The 15,164-nt window shown below is 68.1% G+C and carries 12 protein-coding genes; 4 read left to right on the top strand and 8 right to left on the bottom strand.

The genetic code is table 11. From position 1 onward, the window contains the following. Window positions 1-166 precede the first annotated feature (166 nt). From IAE56_RS17605 to IAE56_RS17570, 8 genes are all read right to left on the bottom strand, one after another. Entirely contained in the window at window positions 167-1,084 is a 918-nt protein-coding gene (locus IAE56_RS17605) for a phosphoglycerate mutase (protein ID WP_108768739.1), read from the bottom strand. Window positions 1,085-1,088: 4 nt separating this feature from the next. Continuing rightward, entirely contained in the window at window positions 1,089-1,565 is a 477-nt protein-coding gene (greA, locus tag IAE56_RS17600; protein ID WP_079221743.1) for a transcription elongation factor GreA, read from the bottom strand. Then, a complete protein-coding gene (gene carB, locus IAE56_RS17595) occupies window positions 1,562-4,804 on the bottom strand; it encodes a carbamoyl-phosphate synthase large subunit (protein ID WP_200753420.1) in 3,243 nt (1,080 codons plus the stop codon). The genes greA and carB overlap by 4 nt, the downstream gene beginning before the upstream one ends. Before the next feature lie 149 nt (window positions 4,805-4,953). Next, window positions 4,954-6,081, bottom strand: a complete 1,128-nt coding sequence (gene carA, locus IAE56_RS17590; RefSeq protein WP_108768737.1) for a glutamine-hydrolyzing carbamoyl-phosphate synthase small subunit — start codon at window positions 6,079-6,081, stop codon at window positions 4,954-4,956. Window positions 6,082-6,371: 290 nt separating this feature from the next. After that, window positions 6,372-7,100: a 4-hydroxy-tetrahydrodipicolinate reductase gene (gene dapB / locus IAE56_RS17585; protein WP_200753419.1), complete on the bottom strand. Its 729-nt coding sequence runs from the start codon at window positions 7,098-7,100 to the stop codon at window positions 6,372-6,374. Between the two features lie 123 nt (window positions 7,101-7,223). Beyond that, entirely contained in the window at window positions 7,224-7,469 is a 246-nt protein-coding gene (locus IAE56_RS17580; protein WP_108768735.1) for a DUF6587 family protein, read from the bottom strand. Continuing rightward, complete coding sequence (feoB, locus tag IAE56_RS17575; RefSeq protein ID WP_116864578.1) at window positions 7,469-9,331, bottom strand: ferrous iron transport protein B; 1,863 nt, start codon at window positions 9,329-9,331, stop codon at window positions 7,469-7,471. Before feoB ends, IAE56_RS17580 begins: the two co-directional genes overlap by 1 nt. Further along, the gene (locus IAE56_RS17570; RefSeq protein WP_200753418.1) at window positions 9,328-9,582 is read right to left on the bottom strand and encodes a FeoA family protein; all 255 of its coding nucleotides are present in this window, start codon (window positions 9,580-9,582) and stop codon (window positions 9,328-9,330) included. Before IAE56_RS17570 ends, feoB begins: the two co-directional genes overlap by 4 nt. A gap of 119 nt (window positions 9,583-9,701) precedes the next feature. Here IAE56_RS17570 and IAE56_RS17565 point away from each other — a divergent pair, with 119 nt between their 5' ends. The 4 genes from IAE56_RS17565 (at window position 9,702) to IAE56_RS17550 (ending at window position 15,095) form a co-directional block, all read left to right on the top strand. Continuing rightward, window positions 9,702-10,490 (top strand): enoyl-CoA hydratase/isomerase family protein, encoded by a 789-nt coding sequence (locus IAE56_RS17565; protein ID WP_200753417.1) that lies wholly within the window; start codon window positions 9,702-9,704, stop codon window positions 10,488-10,490. Between the two features lie 210 nt (window positions 10,491-10,700). Beyond that, window positions 10,701-11,594, top strand: a complete 894-nt coding sequence (locus IAE56_RS17560) for a hydroxymethylglutaryl-CoA lyase (protein WP_200753416.1) — start codon at window positions 10,701-10,703, stop codon at window positions 11,592-11,594. After that, window positions 11,591-14,182 (top strand): EAL domain-containing protein, encoded by a 2,592-nt coding sequence (locus tag IAE56_RS17555; protein ID WP_200753415.1) that lies wholly within the window; start codon window positions 11,591-11,593, stop codon window positions 14,180-14,182. Before IAE56_RS17560 ends, IAE56_RS17555 begins: the two co-directional genes overlap by 4 nt. A 142-nt stretch (window positions 14,183-14,324) precedes the next feature. Then, on the top strand, window positions 14,325-15,095 hold the full coding sequence (locus IAE56_RS17550; protein ID WP_200753414.1) for an SDR family NAD(P)-dependent oxidoreductase: 771 nt from the start codon (window positions 14,325-14,327) through the stop codon (window positions 15,093-15,095). Window positions 15,096-15,164: the final 69 nt, after the last annotated feature.

The following is a 15,164-nucleotide window of genomic DNA, read 5'->3' as shown; positions in this document are numbered from 1 at the left end:
TGCTTGTTTGGGTCCCCGGGGGGGGGGGGGGGGGCCCCGGGGGGGCCCCCACGGCTGTTGGTAGGTGTCGACCTTGGTCGACACATCTGTCAGATATCGAGAAAAATCTGGGGTCAGAGCCCGTTGCGCAGCAACGGGATCCGACCCCGCTCGGCCGAGACCCCCCTCAGTCGTGCAGCTGGCGGGGCTTTTTCCAGAACTGCCAGCGCTGGCGCTTGTCCAGCTGGAACTGCAGGCCGTCTTCGAAATCCAGCACCAGGCGCTGCAGCTCACCGCGCTGCAGGGCCACCAGCAGCGGGCGGATGGCATCGTTGCCCAGCTGCTGCAGCGAACGCAGCTGGCGCAGGTCGACCAGGGCATCGACGGACTGCTCGCCATCCACCGATACGCCGGCGGCCTGGGCCAGTCCCTGCAGCAGGGCATCGCGGCTGCGCACCTGCACGTGCTGCGTGGTCACAGACACCGGCATCACGCCGCCGCCCCAGAACCACAGGGAATTGATCGGCTGCTGGCCCTGTGCGGCACGCTGCTGGTTCCACGAATGGTTGTGCAGCAGCACCTGCGCCTCGGTCATCAAGGCACGCCAGCGACGGCCAGCCTCGCCTTCGGGCAGGTGCGAGAACAGGTCGTCGCCCAGCACGTCGTCGGGGCTGTCGAAGGTCGGCAGGTCGATGTCGATCGGCAGGCGCAGGTACCAGCGCGCCGGGTCCGGCGCATCCAGCACGAAGCCGGCATCGGCGAACAACGGCTGCAGCACCGGCAGCAGCGCAAGGCTGTCGGCCAGGGTCGGCCGCAGCGTCTCGCCGTGGCCCATCATCCGCGCACCGTGCATGTCCGGCACCATGCAGGCCGGATCGGCGCGCAGCCAGCATGCTCCGGCGGCGTCGCCGACATCGCGCTGGCGGGTCAGTGCGGCGACCGGCCAGTGCGGCGCGGCCACGGTGAAGTGGCGCTGCAGCTGGGCGCGTTCACCCGCATCCCGCTGCACGGCGGTGGCGCGGCCCAGGGCGCGCGCCACCTCGTCTGGCAGTGCAGCCGCTGCAAAGCGGCTGCGTGCCGGCAACAACAGGGTCGCCGTTGCCACCCGGTCAGGCCACGTAGCTGACGCTGACGATCTCGTACTCGCGCTGGCCGGCCGGGGCGTCGATCACGATCGAATCGCCTTCCAGCTTGCCGATCATCGCGCGCGCCACCGGCGAGGAAATGGCGATCAGCCCCAGCTTGATGTCCGCTTCCAGGTCACCGACGATCTGGTACTTCTTCTCTTCGTCGGTTTCCACGTCGGCCAGGGTCACGCTGGCGCCGAACACCACCTTGGAGCCGGCATTGAGCTTGCTCACGTCGATGATCTCGGCGTGCGACAGCTCGCCTTCCAGCTGCTTGATGCGGCCTTCGATGAAGCCCTGTTCCTCGCGCGCGGCGTGGTACTCGGCGTTCTCCTTCAGGTCGCCGTGCTCACGCGCTTCAGCGATCGCGGCAATCACCTTCGGGCGCTTGACCGACTTCAGGTGATCCAGTTCATCGCGCAGCTTCTGCGCGCCCTTCATCGTGATGGGGGCTCTCATGCATTCAACTCCTTGTGCAGCTCCTGCAGCGACCAGACGGGGCCGGTGCCGCGGAATTCCAGTGAATCCACCAGCGCCTTGGCGCCGGCAATGGTGGTCGAGTAGGTGACGCGGTGCTGCAGCGCCTCGCGACGGATCGAGAACGAATCGTTGATCGCGGCACGGCCTTCGGTCGTGTTGACGATGTAGACGATCTCGCCGTTCTTGATCGAGTCGACGATGTGCGGACGACCTTCGACCACCTTGTTGATGATCTCGCAGTCCATGCCGTGCTGCTGCAGCCACGCGGCGGTGCCACGGGTGGCGACCAGCGTGTAGCCACGCGCCAGCAGGGCCTTGGCCACCGGCAGCACGCGCTTCTTGTCCGGGTCACGCACCGAGACGAAGGCCTTGCCGACCGGCGGGGCCTTGATGCCGCCCGCTTCCTGCGCACGCGCGAAGGCGGCGTTGAAGGTGCGGCCGACGCCCATCACTTCGCCGGTGGAACGCATTTCCGGCCCGAGGATCGGGTCGACGCCCTGGAACTTGGCGAACGGGAAGATCGCTTCCTTCACCGAGTAGTAGTCCGGCACGATCTCTTCGGTCGCGCCCTGCTCGGCCAGGGTCTTGCCGGCCATGCAGCGCGCGGCGATCTTGGCCAGCGCCATGCCGGTGGCCTTGGACACGAACGGCACGGTACGCGAGGCGCGCGGGTTCACTTCCAGCAGGTAGATGGTGTCATCGCCATCGTCGTTGGTCTGGATCGCGAACTGGGTGTTCATCAGGCCGACCACGTTCAGGGCCTTGGCCAGCTCCACCACCTGGCGGCGCAGCTCGGCCTGGGTCTTGGCCGACAGCGAGTACGGCGGCAGCGAGCACGACGAGTCACCGGAGTGCACGCCGGCTTCTTCGATGTGCTCCATCACGCCACCGATCAGGACGTTGCCGTCCTTGTCGGCGATGATGTCCACGTCCACTTCCACGGCGTTGTCCAGGAAGCGGTCCAGCAGCACCGGCGAATCGTTGGACACCTTCACCGCGTCGCGCACGTAGCGGGCCAGGTCGGATTCGCCGTAGACGATCTCCATCGCACGGCCGCCCAGCACGTAGCTCGGGCGCACCACCAGCGGGTAGCCGATCTCACGGGCCAGCAGCAGGGCTTCCTGGTCGTTGCGTGCAATGCGGTTCGGCGGCTGCTTCAGCTTCAGCGAATCAACCAGCTGCTGGAAGCGCTCGCGGTCTTCGGCCAGATCGATCGAATCCGGGCTGGTGCCGATCACCGGCACGCCGTTTGCTTCCAGCGCGCGCGCCAGCTTCAGCGGGGTCTGGCCGCCGTACTGCACGATCACGCCCTTCGGCTGTTCCAGTTCGACGATTTCCAGCACGTCTTCCAGGGTCAGCGGTTCGAAGTACAGGCGGTCGGAGGTGTCGTAGTCGGTCGACACGGTTTCCGGGTTGCAGTTGACCATGATGGTTTCAAAACCATCCTCGCGCAGCGCCAGTGCCGCGTGCACGCAGCAGTAGTCGAACTCGATGCCCTGGCCGATGCGGTTCGGGCCACCGCCGAGGATCATGATCTTGTTGCGATTGGTCGGCGCGGCCTCGCACTCTTCCTCGTAGGTCGAGTACAGGTAGGCGGTACCGGTGGAGAATTCACCGGCACAGGAATCGACGCGCTTGTAGACCGGGCGCACCTTGTGGGCACGACGCAGCGCGCGGATGGCCGCTTCGTTGGTGCCGGTCAGCTGGGCCAGGCGGGCGTCGGAGAAACCGGCGCGCTTCAGCTTGCGCAGGCGCGCGGCGTCCAGTGCGTCGATGCCACCGGCAGCAACTTCAGCTTCGGCCTCGATGATTTCCTCGATCTGGTCCAGGAACCAATGGTCGATGAAGGACAGCGCGTAGATCTCTTCCACGCTCATGCCGGCGCGGAAGGCATCGGCCACGTAGAACAGACGCTCCGGGCCCGGGGCCTTCAGCTCGCGACGCAGGGTCTGCAGGTCGTCTTCATTGGTCAGGTCCAGGCCGGTCGGGTCGAAGCCGACCTTGCCGGTTTCCAGGCCACGCAGGGCCTTCTGCATCGACTCCTGGAAGGTGCGGCCCATCGCCATCACCTCGCCCACCGACTTCATCTGGGTGGTCAGGCGGGCATCGGCGGCCGGGAACTTCTCGAAGGCGAAGCGCGGAATCTTGGTGACGACGTAGTCGATGGACGGCTCGAACGAGGCCGGGGTCAGGCCGCCGGTGATTTCGTTCTTCAGTTCGTCCAGGGTGTAGCCCACGGCCAGCTTGGCGGCGACCTTGGCGATCGGGAAGCCGGTGGCCTTGGAGGCCAGCGCCGAGGAGCGCGACACGCGCGGGTTCATTTCGATGACGACGACTCGGCCGGTGTTCGGGTTGATGCCGAACTGCACGTTCGAGCCACCGGTGTCGACGCCGATCTTGCGCAGCACGGCGATGGAGGCATCGCGCAGGCGCTGGTATTCCTTGTCGGTCAGGGTCTGCGCCGGGGCCACGGTGATCGAGTCACCGGTGTGCACGCCCATCGGGTCCAGGTTCTCGATCGAGCAGACGATGATGCAGTTGTCCGCGGTATCGCGGACCACTTCCATCTCGAACTCCTTCCAGCCCAGCACCGACTCTTCGACCAGCACTTCGGTGGTCGGCGACAGTTCCAGGCCACGGCTGACGATCTCGACCAGCTCTTCGCGGTTGTAGGCGATGCCGCCACCGCTGCCGCCCAGGGTGAAGCTCGGGCGGATGATCGTCGGGTAGCCGACGCGGGTCTGGATCTCCAGCGCCTCGTCCAGGGTGTGGGCGACGGCGGCGGTCGGGCACTCCAGGCCGATCTCACCCATGGCGACGCGGAACAGCTCGCGGTCTTCAGCCATGCGGATCGCTTCGCGCTTGGCGCCGATCAGTTCGACGTTGTACTTCTCCAGCACGCCGTTGTCGGCCAGGTCCAGCGCGCAGTTCAGCGCGGTCTGGCCACCCATGGTCGGCAGCAGTGCATCGGGCTTTTCCTTGGCGATGATCTTCTCGACCGTCTGCCAGTTGATCGGCTCGATGTAGACGGCGTCGGCCATCTCCGGGTCGGTCATGATGGTGGCCGGGTTGCTGTTGACCAGCACCACGCGGTAGCCCTCGTCACGCAGGGCCTTGCAGGCCTGGGCGCCGGAGTAGTCGAACTCGCAGGCCTGGCCGATGACGATCGGGCCAGCACCGATGATGAGGATGGTCTTGAGGTCAGTGCGCTTGGGCATTTTCTTCTCTAAGTCAGTACAGCGTGACAAGGGGGGTGATCGCACGCTGTCGATCAGGAATCTTGATCCGCAGCGCCGCGCCAGGGGCAGCAGCGATGCGGGGGCTTACGGTCCATCGCGACGCCACCGGCAAGCCGGCGGCGAACTGATCACGCCTTGCTCTGTTCCATCAGGGCCACGAAGCGGTCGAACAGCGGACCCACGTCGGTCGGGCCAGGCGACGCTTCCGGGTGACCCTGGAACGAGAACGCCGGCACGTCGGTGCGGGCGATGCCCTGGTTGGTGCCGTCGAACAGCGAACGGTGGGTCACGCGCAGGGTTGCCGGCAGGGTCGATTCGTCGACCGCGAAACCGTGGTTCTGCGAGGTGATCATCACCCGGCCGTCGTCCAGGTCCTGCACCGGGTGGTTGGCACCATGGTGGCCGTGGCCCATCTTCATGGTCTTGGCGCCCGAGGCCAGGCCCAGCAGCTGGTGGCCCAGGCAGATGCCGAAGGTCGGGATCTTCACGTCGATGAAGGTCTTGATCGCTTCGATGGCGTAGTCGCACGGTTCCGGGTCACCCGGGCCGTTGGACAGGAACACGCCGTCCGGCTTCAGTGCCAGCACCTCGGCAGCCGGGGTCTGCGCCGGCACCACGGTCACTTCGCAGCCGCGCTCGGCGAGCATGCGCAGGATGTTGGTCTTCACGCCGAAGTCGTAGGCCACGACCTTGAACCTGGCCGGCACGCTGACGAACGCGTTGGCGTCCAGGTCCAGCTGGCCTTCGGTCCAGGTGTAGGTCTTCTCGGTAGTGACGACCTTGGCCAGATCCATGCCCTTCAGCCCCGGGAACTTGCGGGCGGCTTCCAATGCCTTTTCCACGTCGATGTCGCCGGCCATCAGCGCACCGTTCTGCGCGCCCTTCTCGCGCAGGATGCGGGTCAGCTTGCGGGTGTCGATGCCGGCGATGGCGACCACGCCACGCTGGATCAGCCAGTCCTGCAGCGACACCTGGCTGCGCCAGTTGCTGGGACGGCGCGGCACGTCGCGCACGATCAGACCGGCCGACCACACCTTGGACGCTTCATTGTCCTGGTCGGTCATGCCGGTGTTGCCGATATGCGGATAGGTCAGCGTGACCATCTGCCGGGCGTAGGACGGGTCGGTCAACACTTCCTGGTAACCGGTCATGGCGGTGTTGAACACCACCTCACCGACGGACAGGCCGGGCGCGCCTACGGATTCGCCCTCGAATACGGTGCCGTCTTCGAGGACGAGGATTGCGGCTTGGGTCACGGAAATCTCACTTTGGCTACCGAGGGGGCTGCCGAAGTCACGCCTGCGCTTCACGGAAATCCGGTTGCAAAAAAGCGCGGACGTACGGTCTGGGACCGGTCCGGCTTTCGTGATTCGGCGAGTGCGAATTGTAGCGCTGCCGGGGCGCTCGCGCCAGCGGTTATATCGCTTTATGAACAGGCGATTGCGTATTCATTTCAATCCTGCAGCGTATGCGGGCCATCTGCGGTAGCGCCGGGCCATGCCCGGCGGAACTGACGAGGCCGCCGGGCATGGCCCGGCGCTACCGGTTAACGGGGTCCGTCCAGCAGGTCCCGTACCCGGTAGCTGCCCGGCGCCCGCCCCTGCAGCTGGCGGGCGGCAAACAGCGCGCCGCGGGCGAAGATGTCGCGGTTGGTCGCGCGGTGCACCAGCTCGATGCGCTCACCCAGCCCGGTGAACTGCACCAGGTGCTCGCCGACGATGTCGCCGGCACGCAGGCTGGCGTAGTGCGGCTCCGCCCCACCCCGCTGTGCGGCCGCGCCCAGGGTCAACGCGGTGCCCGACGGCGCATCCTTCTTCTGGGTGTGGTGCGACTCGACCACATCGCAGTCCCAGCCGGCCAGCGCCTGCGCGGCGCGCTCGACCAGTTCATCCAGCACGGCCACGCCCAGGCTGAAGTTCGACGCCCAGACCAGCGGGATCGCGCCCGCGGCGGCTTCCAGGGCCTGCCGCTGCACGCTGGAAATGCCGGTGGTGCCCGACGCAAGGCCCGCACCACGCTCCACGCACAGCGCCAGCATCGGGTCGAAGCCCTCGGGCAGGCTGAAATCGATCGCCACATCGAACGCCGGCACGCCTGCCAGCTCGCTGGCGGCAAAGTACGGCACGCCCTCGATCACGCGCTGGGCCGGTGCGCGGCCGGTCACGGCGGCCACGACCTGCAGGGTTTCGGGGTGTTCGGCAGCCAGGCGCAGCAGGGCCTGGCCCATGCGCCCGGAAGCGCCATGGATGAGCAATCGCAGGGGAGTCTGGTTCATGCACGCAGGCTAGCGGCAGCGCGCAGAACCGTCCAGTAGATCCACGCCACGCGTGGATGCAGCCTGGTAGATCCACGCCACGCGTGGATGGGATCAAGGCGATTCAGTCGAGCAAGCTCGACTCTACTTCTTGGTCGGCCCGCAGCTGTCGCAGCCACCGCAGGCGCCACCACCGCCGCTGGCCGGGGGCGCGATCTTCCGCCCCAGGCCCTGCATCCATGCGGCCCGGCCCGGCTTCAGCAGGGCCAGTGCCAGCGTGCTGCGCAGCCTGCGCGTGGTACCCGGAAACTGCTTCTTCATCACCACCCACACGCTGGCCAGCACGGCCACCGCGACGATGAGGTACTGGATCAGCAGGCCGGCGTCCATCAGCCGCCTCCCAGCGCCACGGTCACCTGGTAGGTGATCAGTGCCGCCACGTAGGCCGCCGCGAACAGGTACAGCGCCGAGAAGCCCATCGTCTTCCACGAATTGGTTTCGCGCTTGATGGTGGCCAGCGTCGAAATGCACATCGGTGCGTAGATGAACCACACCATCAGCGCCAGGCCGGTGGCCAGCGACCAGCCATCGGCCACCACCGGCGACAGCGCCGAGATGGCCGCATCGTCATCGGCCGCCGACAGCGCGTAGACCGTGGCCAGCGAAGACACCGCCACTTCGCGCGCGGCCAGGCCCGGGATCAGGGCGATGCAGATCTGCCAGTTGAAGCCCAGCGGCGCGAAGATCGCGGTCATCGCATGGCCGATCTGGCCGGCGTAGCTGTAATCGATGGCCGGCATGGTGGCGTCGGCCGGGGCGCCCGGGAAGGTCAGCAGCACCCATAGCAGGATGGTCAGGGCCAGGATGATGCCGCCCACCCGGCGAAGGAAGATCATGCCGCGCTCGTACAGGCCAACGGCCAGGTCGCGCACGTGCGGCAGGCGGTAGGACGGCAGCTCCAGCATCAGCGGGTGCTCGCTCTTGTCGCGGCGCCACTTCTTCATCACCCACGACATCACCAGCGCGCTGAGGATGCCGGCCACGTACAGCCCGAACAGGACCAGGCCCTGCTGGTTGAAGATGCCGACCTTGCCGGCCGGGATGAACGCACCGATCAGCAGCGCGTACACCGGCAGTCGTGCCGAGCAGGTCATCAGCGGCGCCACCAGGATGGTCGCCAGGCGATCGCGCGGGTCCTGGATGCTGCGGGTGGCCATGATGCCCGGCACCGCACAGGCGAAGCTGGACAGCAGCGGGATGAAGGAACGGCCCGACAGGCCGGCGCCCGCCATCATGCGATCGAGCAGGAAGGCCGCGCGCGGCAGGTAGCCGGACTCCTCCAGCGCCAGGATGAAGGCGAACAGGATCAGGATCTGCGGCAGGAACACCACCACCCCGCCGAGACCGGCGATGATGCCGTCGGTCAGCAGGCTGGTCAGCGGGCCTTCGGGCAGCACGCCGCCGACGAATTCGCCCAGCCAGCCGAAGCCGGCTTCGATGCCATCCATCAGCGGCGTGGCCCAGGCGAACACCGCCTGGAAGATCAGGAACATGACCACCACCAGGGTGATCAGGCCGAACACCGGGTGCAGCAGCCAGCGGTCCAGGGTGTCGTCGATCTTCGCGGTGCGCGCCGGCATGCTGACGGCCGCCGCAAGGATGCTGCGCACCTTGGCGTGGTAATCGATGCCGCCCTCGACGCCGGCCAGCGGCGCATCCAGGTGCGGCACCATCGCATCGAGGCGGTCGACCAGGGCCTTGGCGCCCTGCTTGCGCACGGCCACGGTTTCCACCACCGGCACGCCGATCTCGCGCTCCAGTGCGGCCACGTCGATGCGGATGCCACGGCGCTGGGCCGCGTCCACCATGTTCAGCGCGATGACCATCGGCTTGCCCAGCTCACGCAGTTCCAGCGCGAAGCGCAGGTGCAGGCGCAGGTTGGTGGCGTCGATCACGCACAGCAGGACGTCCGGTGCGGCCTCGCCCGGGTAGAAGCCCCGGCACAGGTCGCGGGTGATCGCCTCATCCAGGCTGGCCGGCTGCAGGCTGTAGGCGCCCGGCAGGTCGAGCACGGCGAACTCGCGGCCGGACGGCGCACGCAGGCGGCCTTCCTTGCGCTCGACGGTGACGCCGGTGTAGTTGGCGACCTTCTGCCGGCTGCCGGTCAGCTGGTTGAACAGCGCGGTCTTGCCGCTGTTGGGATTGCCGACCAGCGCGATGCGCAGGGGAGCGGCGTTGACGGCAGCATTCATGCACAGGACTCCACACGGGCGGTGTCGATGACGATCCGCTTGGCTTCACTGATACGCAGTGCGAAACGGGTGAACCCGACCTGCACCAGCAGCGGCTCGGCACCGACCGGCCCCTTGGCCACCAGGCGCACTTCCTCGCCCTTGACGAAACCCAGCTCTCGCAGGCGCCGGGCGATGGCATCGTTGGCGTGCAGATCCTGCACGGAATCGACCACGGCCGGGGTATGCAGGGGCAGTTCGGACAGCGTCATCTAGCGCGATCTCAGCTGGATGTAAATGGTTCTCGATTCTAACATTCCCGCGTCGCGTCATGGCCCATGACCAATGGCCCGCTATGATCCATACAGGTATGGAGTAACCCCGGAATCCCATGAACGATGCTTTGCTGATCGAGCGCGATGGCGCCGTCCTGACCCTCTGGCTGAACCGGCCGGAGCTGCACAATGCCTTCGACGCGAGCCTGATCGCCCGACTGACCGGCGCCCTGGAAGCCGCCGGCCGCGACCCGGCGGTGCGGGTGGTGGTGCTGGCCGGCCACGGCGCGTCCTTCTCCGCCGGTGCCGACCTGCAGTGGATGCGAGGCATGGCCGCCGCCAGCGAGGCCGAGAACCGCGAGGATTCCCTGGCTCTGGCGCGCCTGATGCGCACCCTGGACGAGCTGCCCAAGCCGACCCTGGCCCGGGTCCACGGCGCAGCCTTCGGTGGCGGCGTCGGCCTGGTCGCCTGCTGCGACATCGCCATCGCCACCAGCGCGGCCCGTTTCGGCCTGACCGAGAGCCGCCTTGGGCTGCTGCCGGCGGTGATCTCGCCCTACGTGATCGAGGCCATCGGCCCACGCCAGGCCCGCCGATGGTTCGCCACCGGCGAGCACTTCGATGCGGAAACCGCCCTGCGCATCGGCCTGGTCCACCAGCTGGTCGAGCCCGAGCGCCTGGACGACGCCGTGCAGCGCCAGCTGGCCTTGCTGGACAAGGCCGGCCCGATCGCCTCGTCCTCGGCCAAGGAACTGGTCCGCCAGGTCCGCGACAGCCACGACCGTGACACCCTGGACCGCGACAATGCCGCCCTGATCGCGCGCCTGCGGGTGTCGGCCGAGGGCCAGGAAGGGCTGGGCGCCTTCCTCGACAAGCGCGCCCCGCACTGGGTGACGGAGGCCTGATCTGCCCCGACGGCAACGAACATCGCGGCCGTCTGCCACCACTTCAACTGATTCCCGCACAGGAATGTGGCCGCTTTCGCGGCCGACCTGCGTATCCCTGTTGGCAGCCCGGTGGAGACCGGGCCGCCCCCGTTCTCCAGGAATCCCCGTGATCGCACCCGCTTCCGCATCTGCCGCCCGCCCCACCCTGCCCGCCATGGAGGTGCGCCGATGAGCGATTTCGTCCGCATCGTGGAAGTGGGCCCGCGTGACGGTCTGCAGAACGAAAAGCAGGCGGTAGCTACCGCCGACAAGATCGCCCTGATCGACCGCCTGTCCGCCACCGGCCTGCGCACCATCGAAGCGACCAGTTTCGTCAGCCCGCGCTGGGTTCCGCAGCTTGCCGATGCGGCCGAGGTCTATGCCGGCATCGACCGCCGTCCCGGCATCGCCTACCCGGTGCTGGTTCCCAATGAGCAGGGCTATGACCGTGCGTGCGCCGTGGGCGTACAGGAAGTGGCGGTGTTCACCGCCGCCTCCGAGGCCTTCAACCGCACCAACACCAATGCCGGCATCGACGAGTCCCTGGCCCGCTTCGCGCCGATCCTGCGCCGTGCCGCCGAGGACGGCGTGCGCGTGCGCGGCTACGTCTCCACCGTGCTGGGCTGCCCCTACCAGGGGGAGGTGCCGCTGGCCGACGTGGCGCGCGTTGCCCGTGCCCTGCATGAGATGGGCTGCTACGAAATCTCGCTGGGCGACACCATCGGCGTCGGCACCCCGCACAAGGCGCGGGCCATGCTGAAGGCGGTCGCCGCCGAGATTCCGATGAGCGCCCTGGCCGTGCACTTCCACGATACCTACGGCCAGGCCATCGCCAACATCGCCAGCTGCCTGGAGGAAGGCGTGCGCGTGGTCGACAGCGCGGTGTCCGGCGCCGGCGGCTGCCCCTATGCCAAGGGCGCCAGCGGCAACGTGGCCAGCGAGGACGTGGTCTACCTGCTGCAGGGCCTGGGCCTGGAATGCGGCGTGGACCTGCCGGCCCTTGCGGAAACCGGGCGCTGGCTGGCCGGCCTGCTCGGCCGCGCCACTGCAAGCCGGGTCGGGCAGGCCCTGGCGGCGACATGAACGACAGCGGCCCGCGCGACGTCCCGGCCTACGGCGAAGCATCCGCCGTGACCGACGACGCGCTGGCCGCACTGCAGGCCGCGCTGGCGGGCGCCCCGCCCGCCGCGCAGGCCCGCCTGCTGCGCCAGGCGATGGAGGCACTGATCGACGCCCGCCTGCGCATGGGCGAGGCACAGGAACGCTACGCCGCCCTGTTCGATGCGGTGCCCGACCCGGTCAGCATCCTCAGCGCCGACGGCGTGGTGCTGGACGTCAACCGCGCCGGCGTCCACGCCTACGACCGCCCCCGCGAGGCCATCGTCGGCCAGCCGATCGAACTGCTCAATCCCGACCTGCCCAGCGACCACCTGCAGCCGGTCTGGGAAGCGCTGAACCGCGGTGACACCTATGTCATCGAAGTGACCAACATGCGCGGCGATGGCAGCCGCTTCCCGGTGGAGGTGCATTCGGCCGGCTTCCAGGACCACGGCCAGCCCTGCATCGTGGCCGTGGCGCGCGACCTGAGCGGCCGCTGGCGTGCCGAATCGCGCTACCGCCTGCTGATGGAATCGATCGACAAGGGCGTGATCCTGTTCGACCGCAACCTGCGGGTGATCTCGGCCAACCCGGCCGCGCACCGCGTCCTCGGCATCACCAGCAACGGCAATGCCTTCGACGCCCTGCTCGACCCCGAGGCCTGGCTGATCGTCGACGAGCACGGCAACACCCTCACCCAGGCACAGTGGCCGACCATCCGCTGCTTCCAGGCCGGGCGGGTCATCCGCAGCACGATCATCGGCCTGTACCACCGCCCGCGCGGGCGCATGCTGTGGCTGTCGACCACCAACGTGCCGGTGTTCGGCACCGGCTGCGACCAGGCCGACCATGTCTATTCGATGTTCAGCGACATCACCGAGCTGAAGCGCAACAACCTGCTGTTCGCGCGGGCGCAGTCGCTGGCCCACATCGGCGGCTGGGAATGGGACCGCAGCCTGCAGCGCCTGTACCTGACCGACGAGGCGCGGCGCATCGTCGGCCAGCCCGACGACCTGCAGGACATGACCGACCTGCTGGACTGCCTGCGCAGTGATGACCGCGCCTCCCTGCAGCAGGCCCTGGCCGACACCATCGAACACCGCAGCAGCTTCGGCCTGGAGCTGCAGGGCCAGCGCCGCGACGGCCACTCGTTCTGGATCCGGATGATCGGCGAGGTCTCCACCGGCGACGTCGATGCCGCGCGCATCACCGGCACCGTGCAGGACATCACCGAACGCAAGCAGGCCGAAGAGACCCTGCGCGTCCAGGCGCGCACCGACCCGCTGACCGGCATCATGAACCGCGATGCGGTGCTCACCGATCTCGGCGTGCGCATGGGCAGCCCGGGCCACGACCGGGTGGCGGTGCTGTACATCGATCTGGACCGCTTCAAGGTGGTCAACGACCTGCTCGGCCACAACGCCGGCGACGAGCTGTTGATCGAAGCGACCCGGCGCATCGCCACCGCCATCGGCACCGAAGGCCTGCTCGCCCGCTTCGGTGGCGACGAGTTCCTGGTGATCTGCGACCTGCGCGACCAGCCCGACCAGGCCGAGCAGCTGGCCGAGCGCATCACCGCTGCGTTCTCCTCGCCCTTCCAGCTGGGCAGCGACGAATTCCAGGTCACCGCCAGCATCGGCATCGCCAAGGCCCCGGGCGACGGCGACCGGCCGCAGCAGCTGATCCAGAACGCCGACACCGCCATGTACGAGTGCAAGCGCCGCACCCGCAACGGCTGGCACGTGTTCTCGCAGGAACTGGCCGAGCGCCAGAACGACCGCCTGCAGATCGAGAGCCGGCTGCACAAGGCGCTGGACGGCGATGAGTTCCGCCTGGTCTACCAGCCGCAGATCAACCTGCGCACCGGCGCCATCACCGGCTGCGAGGCGCTGATGCGCTGGCACAACGGCCAGCTGGGGCAGATGCGCCCGGACCTGTTCATCGGCCATGCCGAGCACACCGGCGACATCGTGCGGATCGGCCAGTGGGCGCTGCGCGAGGCCTGCCGGCAGGTGCGGCAATGGCAGGATGATGGCCTGGAGACGATGCGGGTGGCGGTCAACGTGTCCTGGCGGCAGTTCGTCGGCGAGGACCTCGCCCGCTGGGTGCGCCAGGTGCTGGACGAGTTCGAGCTGCCCGGTACGGTGCTGGAACTGGAGTTCACCGAGCGGGTGCTGATCGAGGACGCGCCGGACACCCTGCGCACCTTCGCCCGCCTGCGCGAGATGGGCGTGATGCTGACCATCGACGATTTCGGCGAGGGCTACAGCGCGCTGAACTACCTGCGCCGGCTGCCGATCCACGACCTGAAGCTGAGCCAGCTGTTCGTCGAGGGCATCCCGCGCAACCGCTCGGACGTGGCGGTGTGCGAGGCGGTCTGCGCGATCGCCCGCAGCCTGGGCCTGGGCGTGGTGGCCGAGGGCGTGGAAACCGAAGCCCAGCGCCAGTGCCTGCTGGGCCTGGGGGTGACCATCGGCCAGGGCTTCCTGTTCGCCCCGGGCCTGCCCGCCGGCGAGTTCGAGCGGCGGCTGCGCGGGCGCGACCCGCCCGGCATGGCCCGGGGCGTCGAGTAGAGTCGAGCTTGCTCGACTGCTCTGGGCACATTTAGTCGAGCAAGCTCGACTCTACCGCCCCTGCCCGATTGCAGCAGCGCACAACGGCGCGCGCCGTGGCTTCCGTTAGAATCGGCGGTTCTCGAACCTGCAGGACCGTTCAATGCAGCTGTCTTCCGTACGTGCCGTGATCACCGGCGGCGTTTCCGGCCTCGGCCTGGCCGTGGCCCAGCATCTGGTCGCCAATGGCGGCAAGGTCGCCCTGTTCGATCTCAACGACGACAAGGGCGCGGCCGCCGTGGTCGAGCTGGGGGCCGACTCGGCCCGCTACTTCAACGTCAACGTCAGCGATGAGGCAGCCGTGGCCGCGGCCATCGACCAGGCCCACGACTTCCTTGGTGGCCTGAACGTGGCGATGAACTGCGCCGGCATCCTTGGCGCCGGCCGCGTACTGGGCAAGGAGGGTCCGATGCCGCTGGCCGGCTTCCAGGGCACGGTGATGGTCAACCTGGTCGGCAGCTTCAACGTGGCCAAGGCCGCGGCCAACCGCATGCAGCACAACGAGGCCGGGGACGACGGCGAGCGCGGAGTGATCATCAACACCGCCAGCATCGCCGCCTACGAAGGCCAGATTGGCCAGGCCGCCTATGCCGCCAGCAAGGGCGGCGTGGTGTCGATGACCCTGCCGATGGCCCGCGAACTCTCGCGCTTCGGCATCCGCGTCAATACCATCGCCCCGGGCGTGTTCTGGACGCCGATGGTGGACGGCATGCCCGAGGCCGTGCAGCAGTCGCTGGCCGCCTCCATCCCGTTCCCGTCGCGCCTGGGCAAGCCGGATGATTTCGCCAGCCTGGTCGGCTTCGTCCTCGGCAACACCTATCTCAACGGCGAGACCATCCGCCTGGACGGCGCTACCCGCCTCGCTCCGAAGTGATTCCCCCCCGGGGGCCGGGCGGCGCCCCCCCCCCCCCCCCCCAAAAAAAAAGGAAGACCACCGCAAAAA

Origin of the sequence: Stenotrophomonas sp. S41 (genome assembly GCF_016624625.1) — a bacterium.
Lineage (GTDB): Bacteria > Pseudomonadota > Gammaproteobacteria > Xanthomonadales > Xanthomonadaceae > Stenotrophomonas.
The sequence above is the reverse complement of the archived record's forward strand: the minus strand, read 5'-3'. Positions and strand labels throughout refer to the sequence as shown.

What these genes read in the sequence shown, in the direction of transcription:
- IAE56_RS17580 (WP_108768735.1), bottom strand. Translation starts at nt 7,469, where the DNA reads ATGGACGCCGGCCTGCTGATCCAGTACCTCATCGTCGCGGTGGCCGTG.
- IAE56_RS17565 (WP_200753417.1), top strand. Translation starts at nt 9,702, where the DNA reads ATGAACGATGCTTTGCTGATCGAGCGCGATGGCGCCGTCCTGACCCTC.
- IAE56_RS17555 (WP_200753415.1), top strand. Translation starts at nt 11,591, where the DNA reads ATGAACGACAGCGGCCCGCGCGACGTCCCGGCCTACGGCGAAGCATCC.
- IAE56_RS17550 (WP_200753414.1), top strand. Translation starts at nt 14,325, where the DNA reads ATGCAGCTGTCTTCCGTACGTGCCGTGATCACCGGCGGCGTTTCCGGC.
- IAE56_RS17570 (WP_200753418.1), bottom strand. Translation starts at nt 9,582, where the DNA reads ATGACGCTGTCCGAACTGCCCCTGCATACCCCGGCCGTGGTCGATTCC.
- feoB (WP_116864578.1), bottom strand. Translation starts at nt 9,331, where the DNA reads ATGAATGCTGCCGTCAACGCCGCTCCCCTGCGCATCGCGCTGGTCGGC.
- dapB (WP_200753419.1), bottom strand. Translation starts at nt 7,100, where the DNA reads ATGAACCAGACTCCCCTGCGATTGCTCATCCATGGCGCTTCCGGGCGC.
- carB (WP_200753420.1), bottom strand. Translation starts at nt 4,804, where the DNA reads ATGCCCAAGCGCACTGACCTCAAGACCATCCTCATCATCGGTGCTGGC.
- greA (WP_079221743.1), bottom strand. Translation starts at nt 1,565, where the DNA reads ATGAGAGCCCCCATCACGATGAAGGGCGCGCAGAAGCTGCGCGATGAA.
- IAE56_RS17560 (WP_200753416.1), top strand. Translation starts at nt 10,701, where the DNA reads ATGAGCGATTTCGTCCGCATCGTGGAAGTGGGCCCGCGTGACGGTCTG.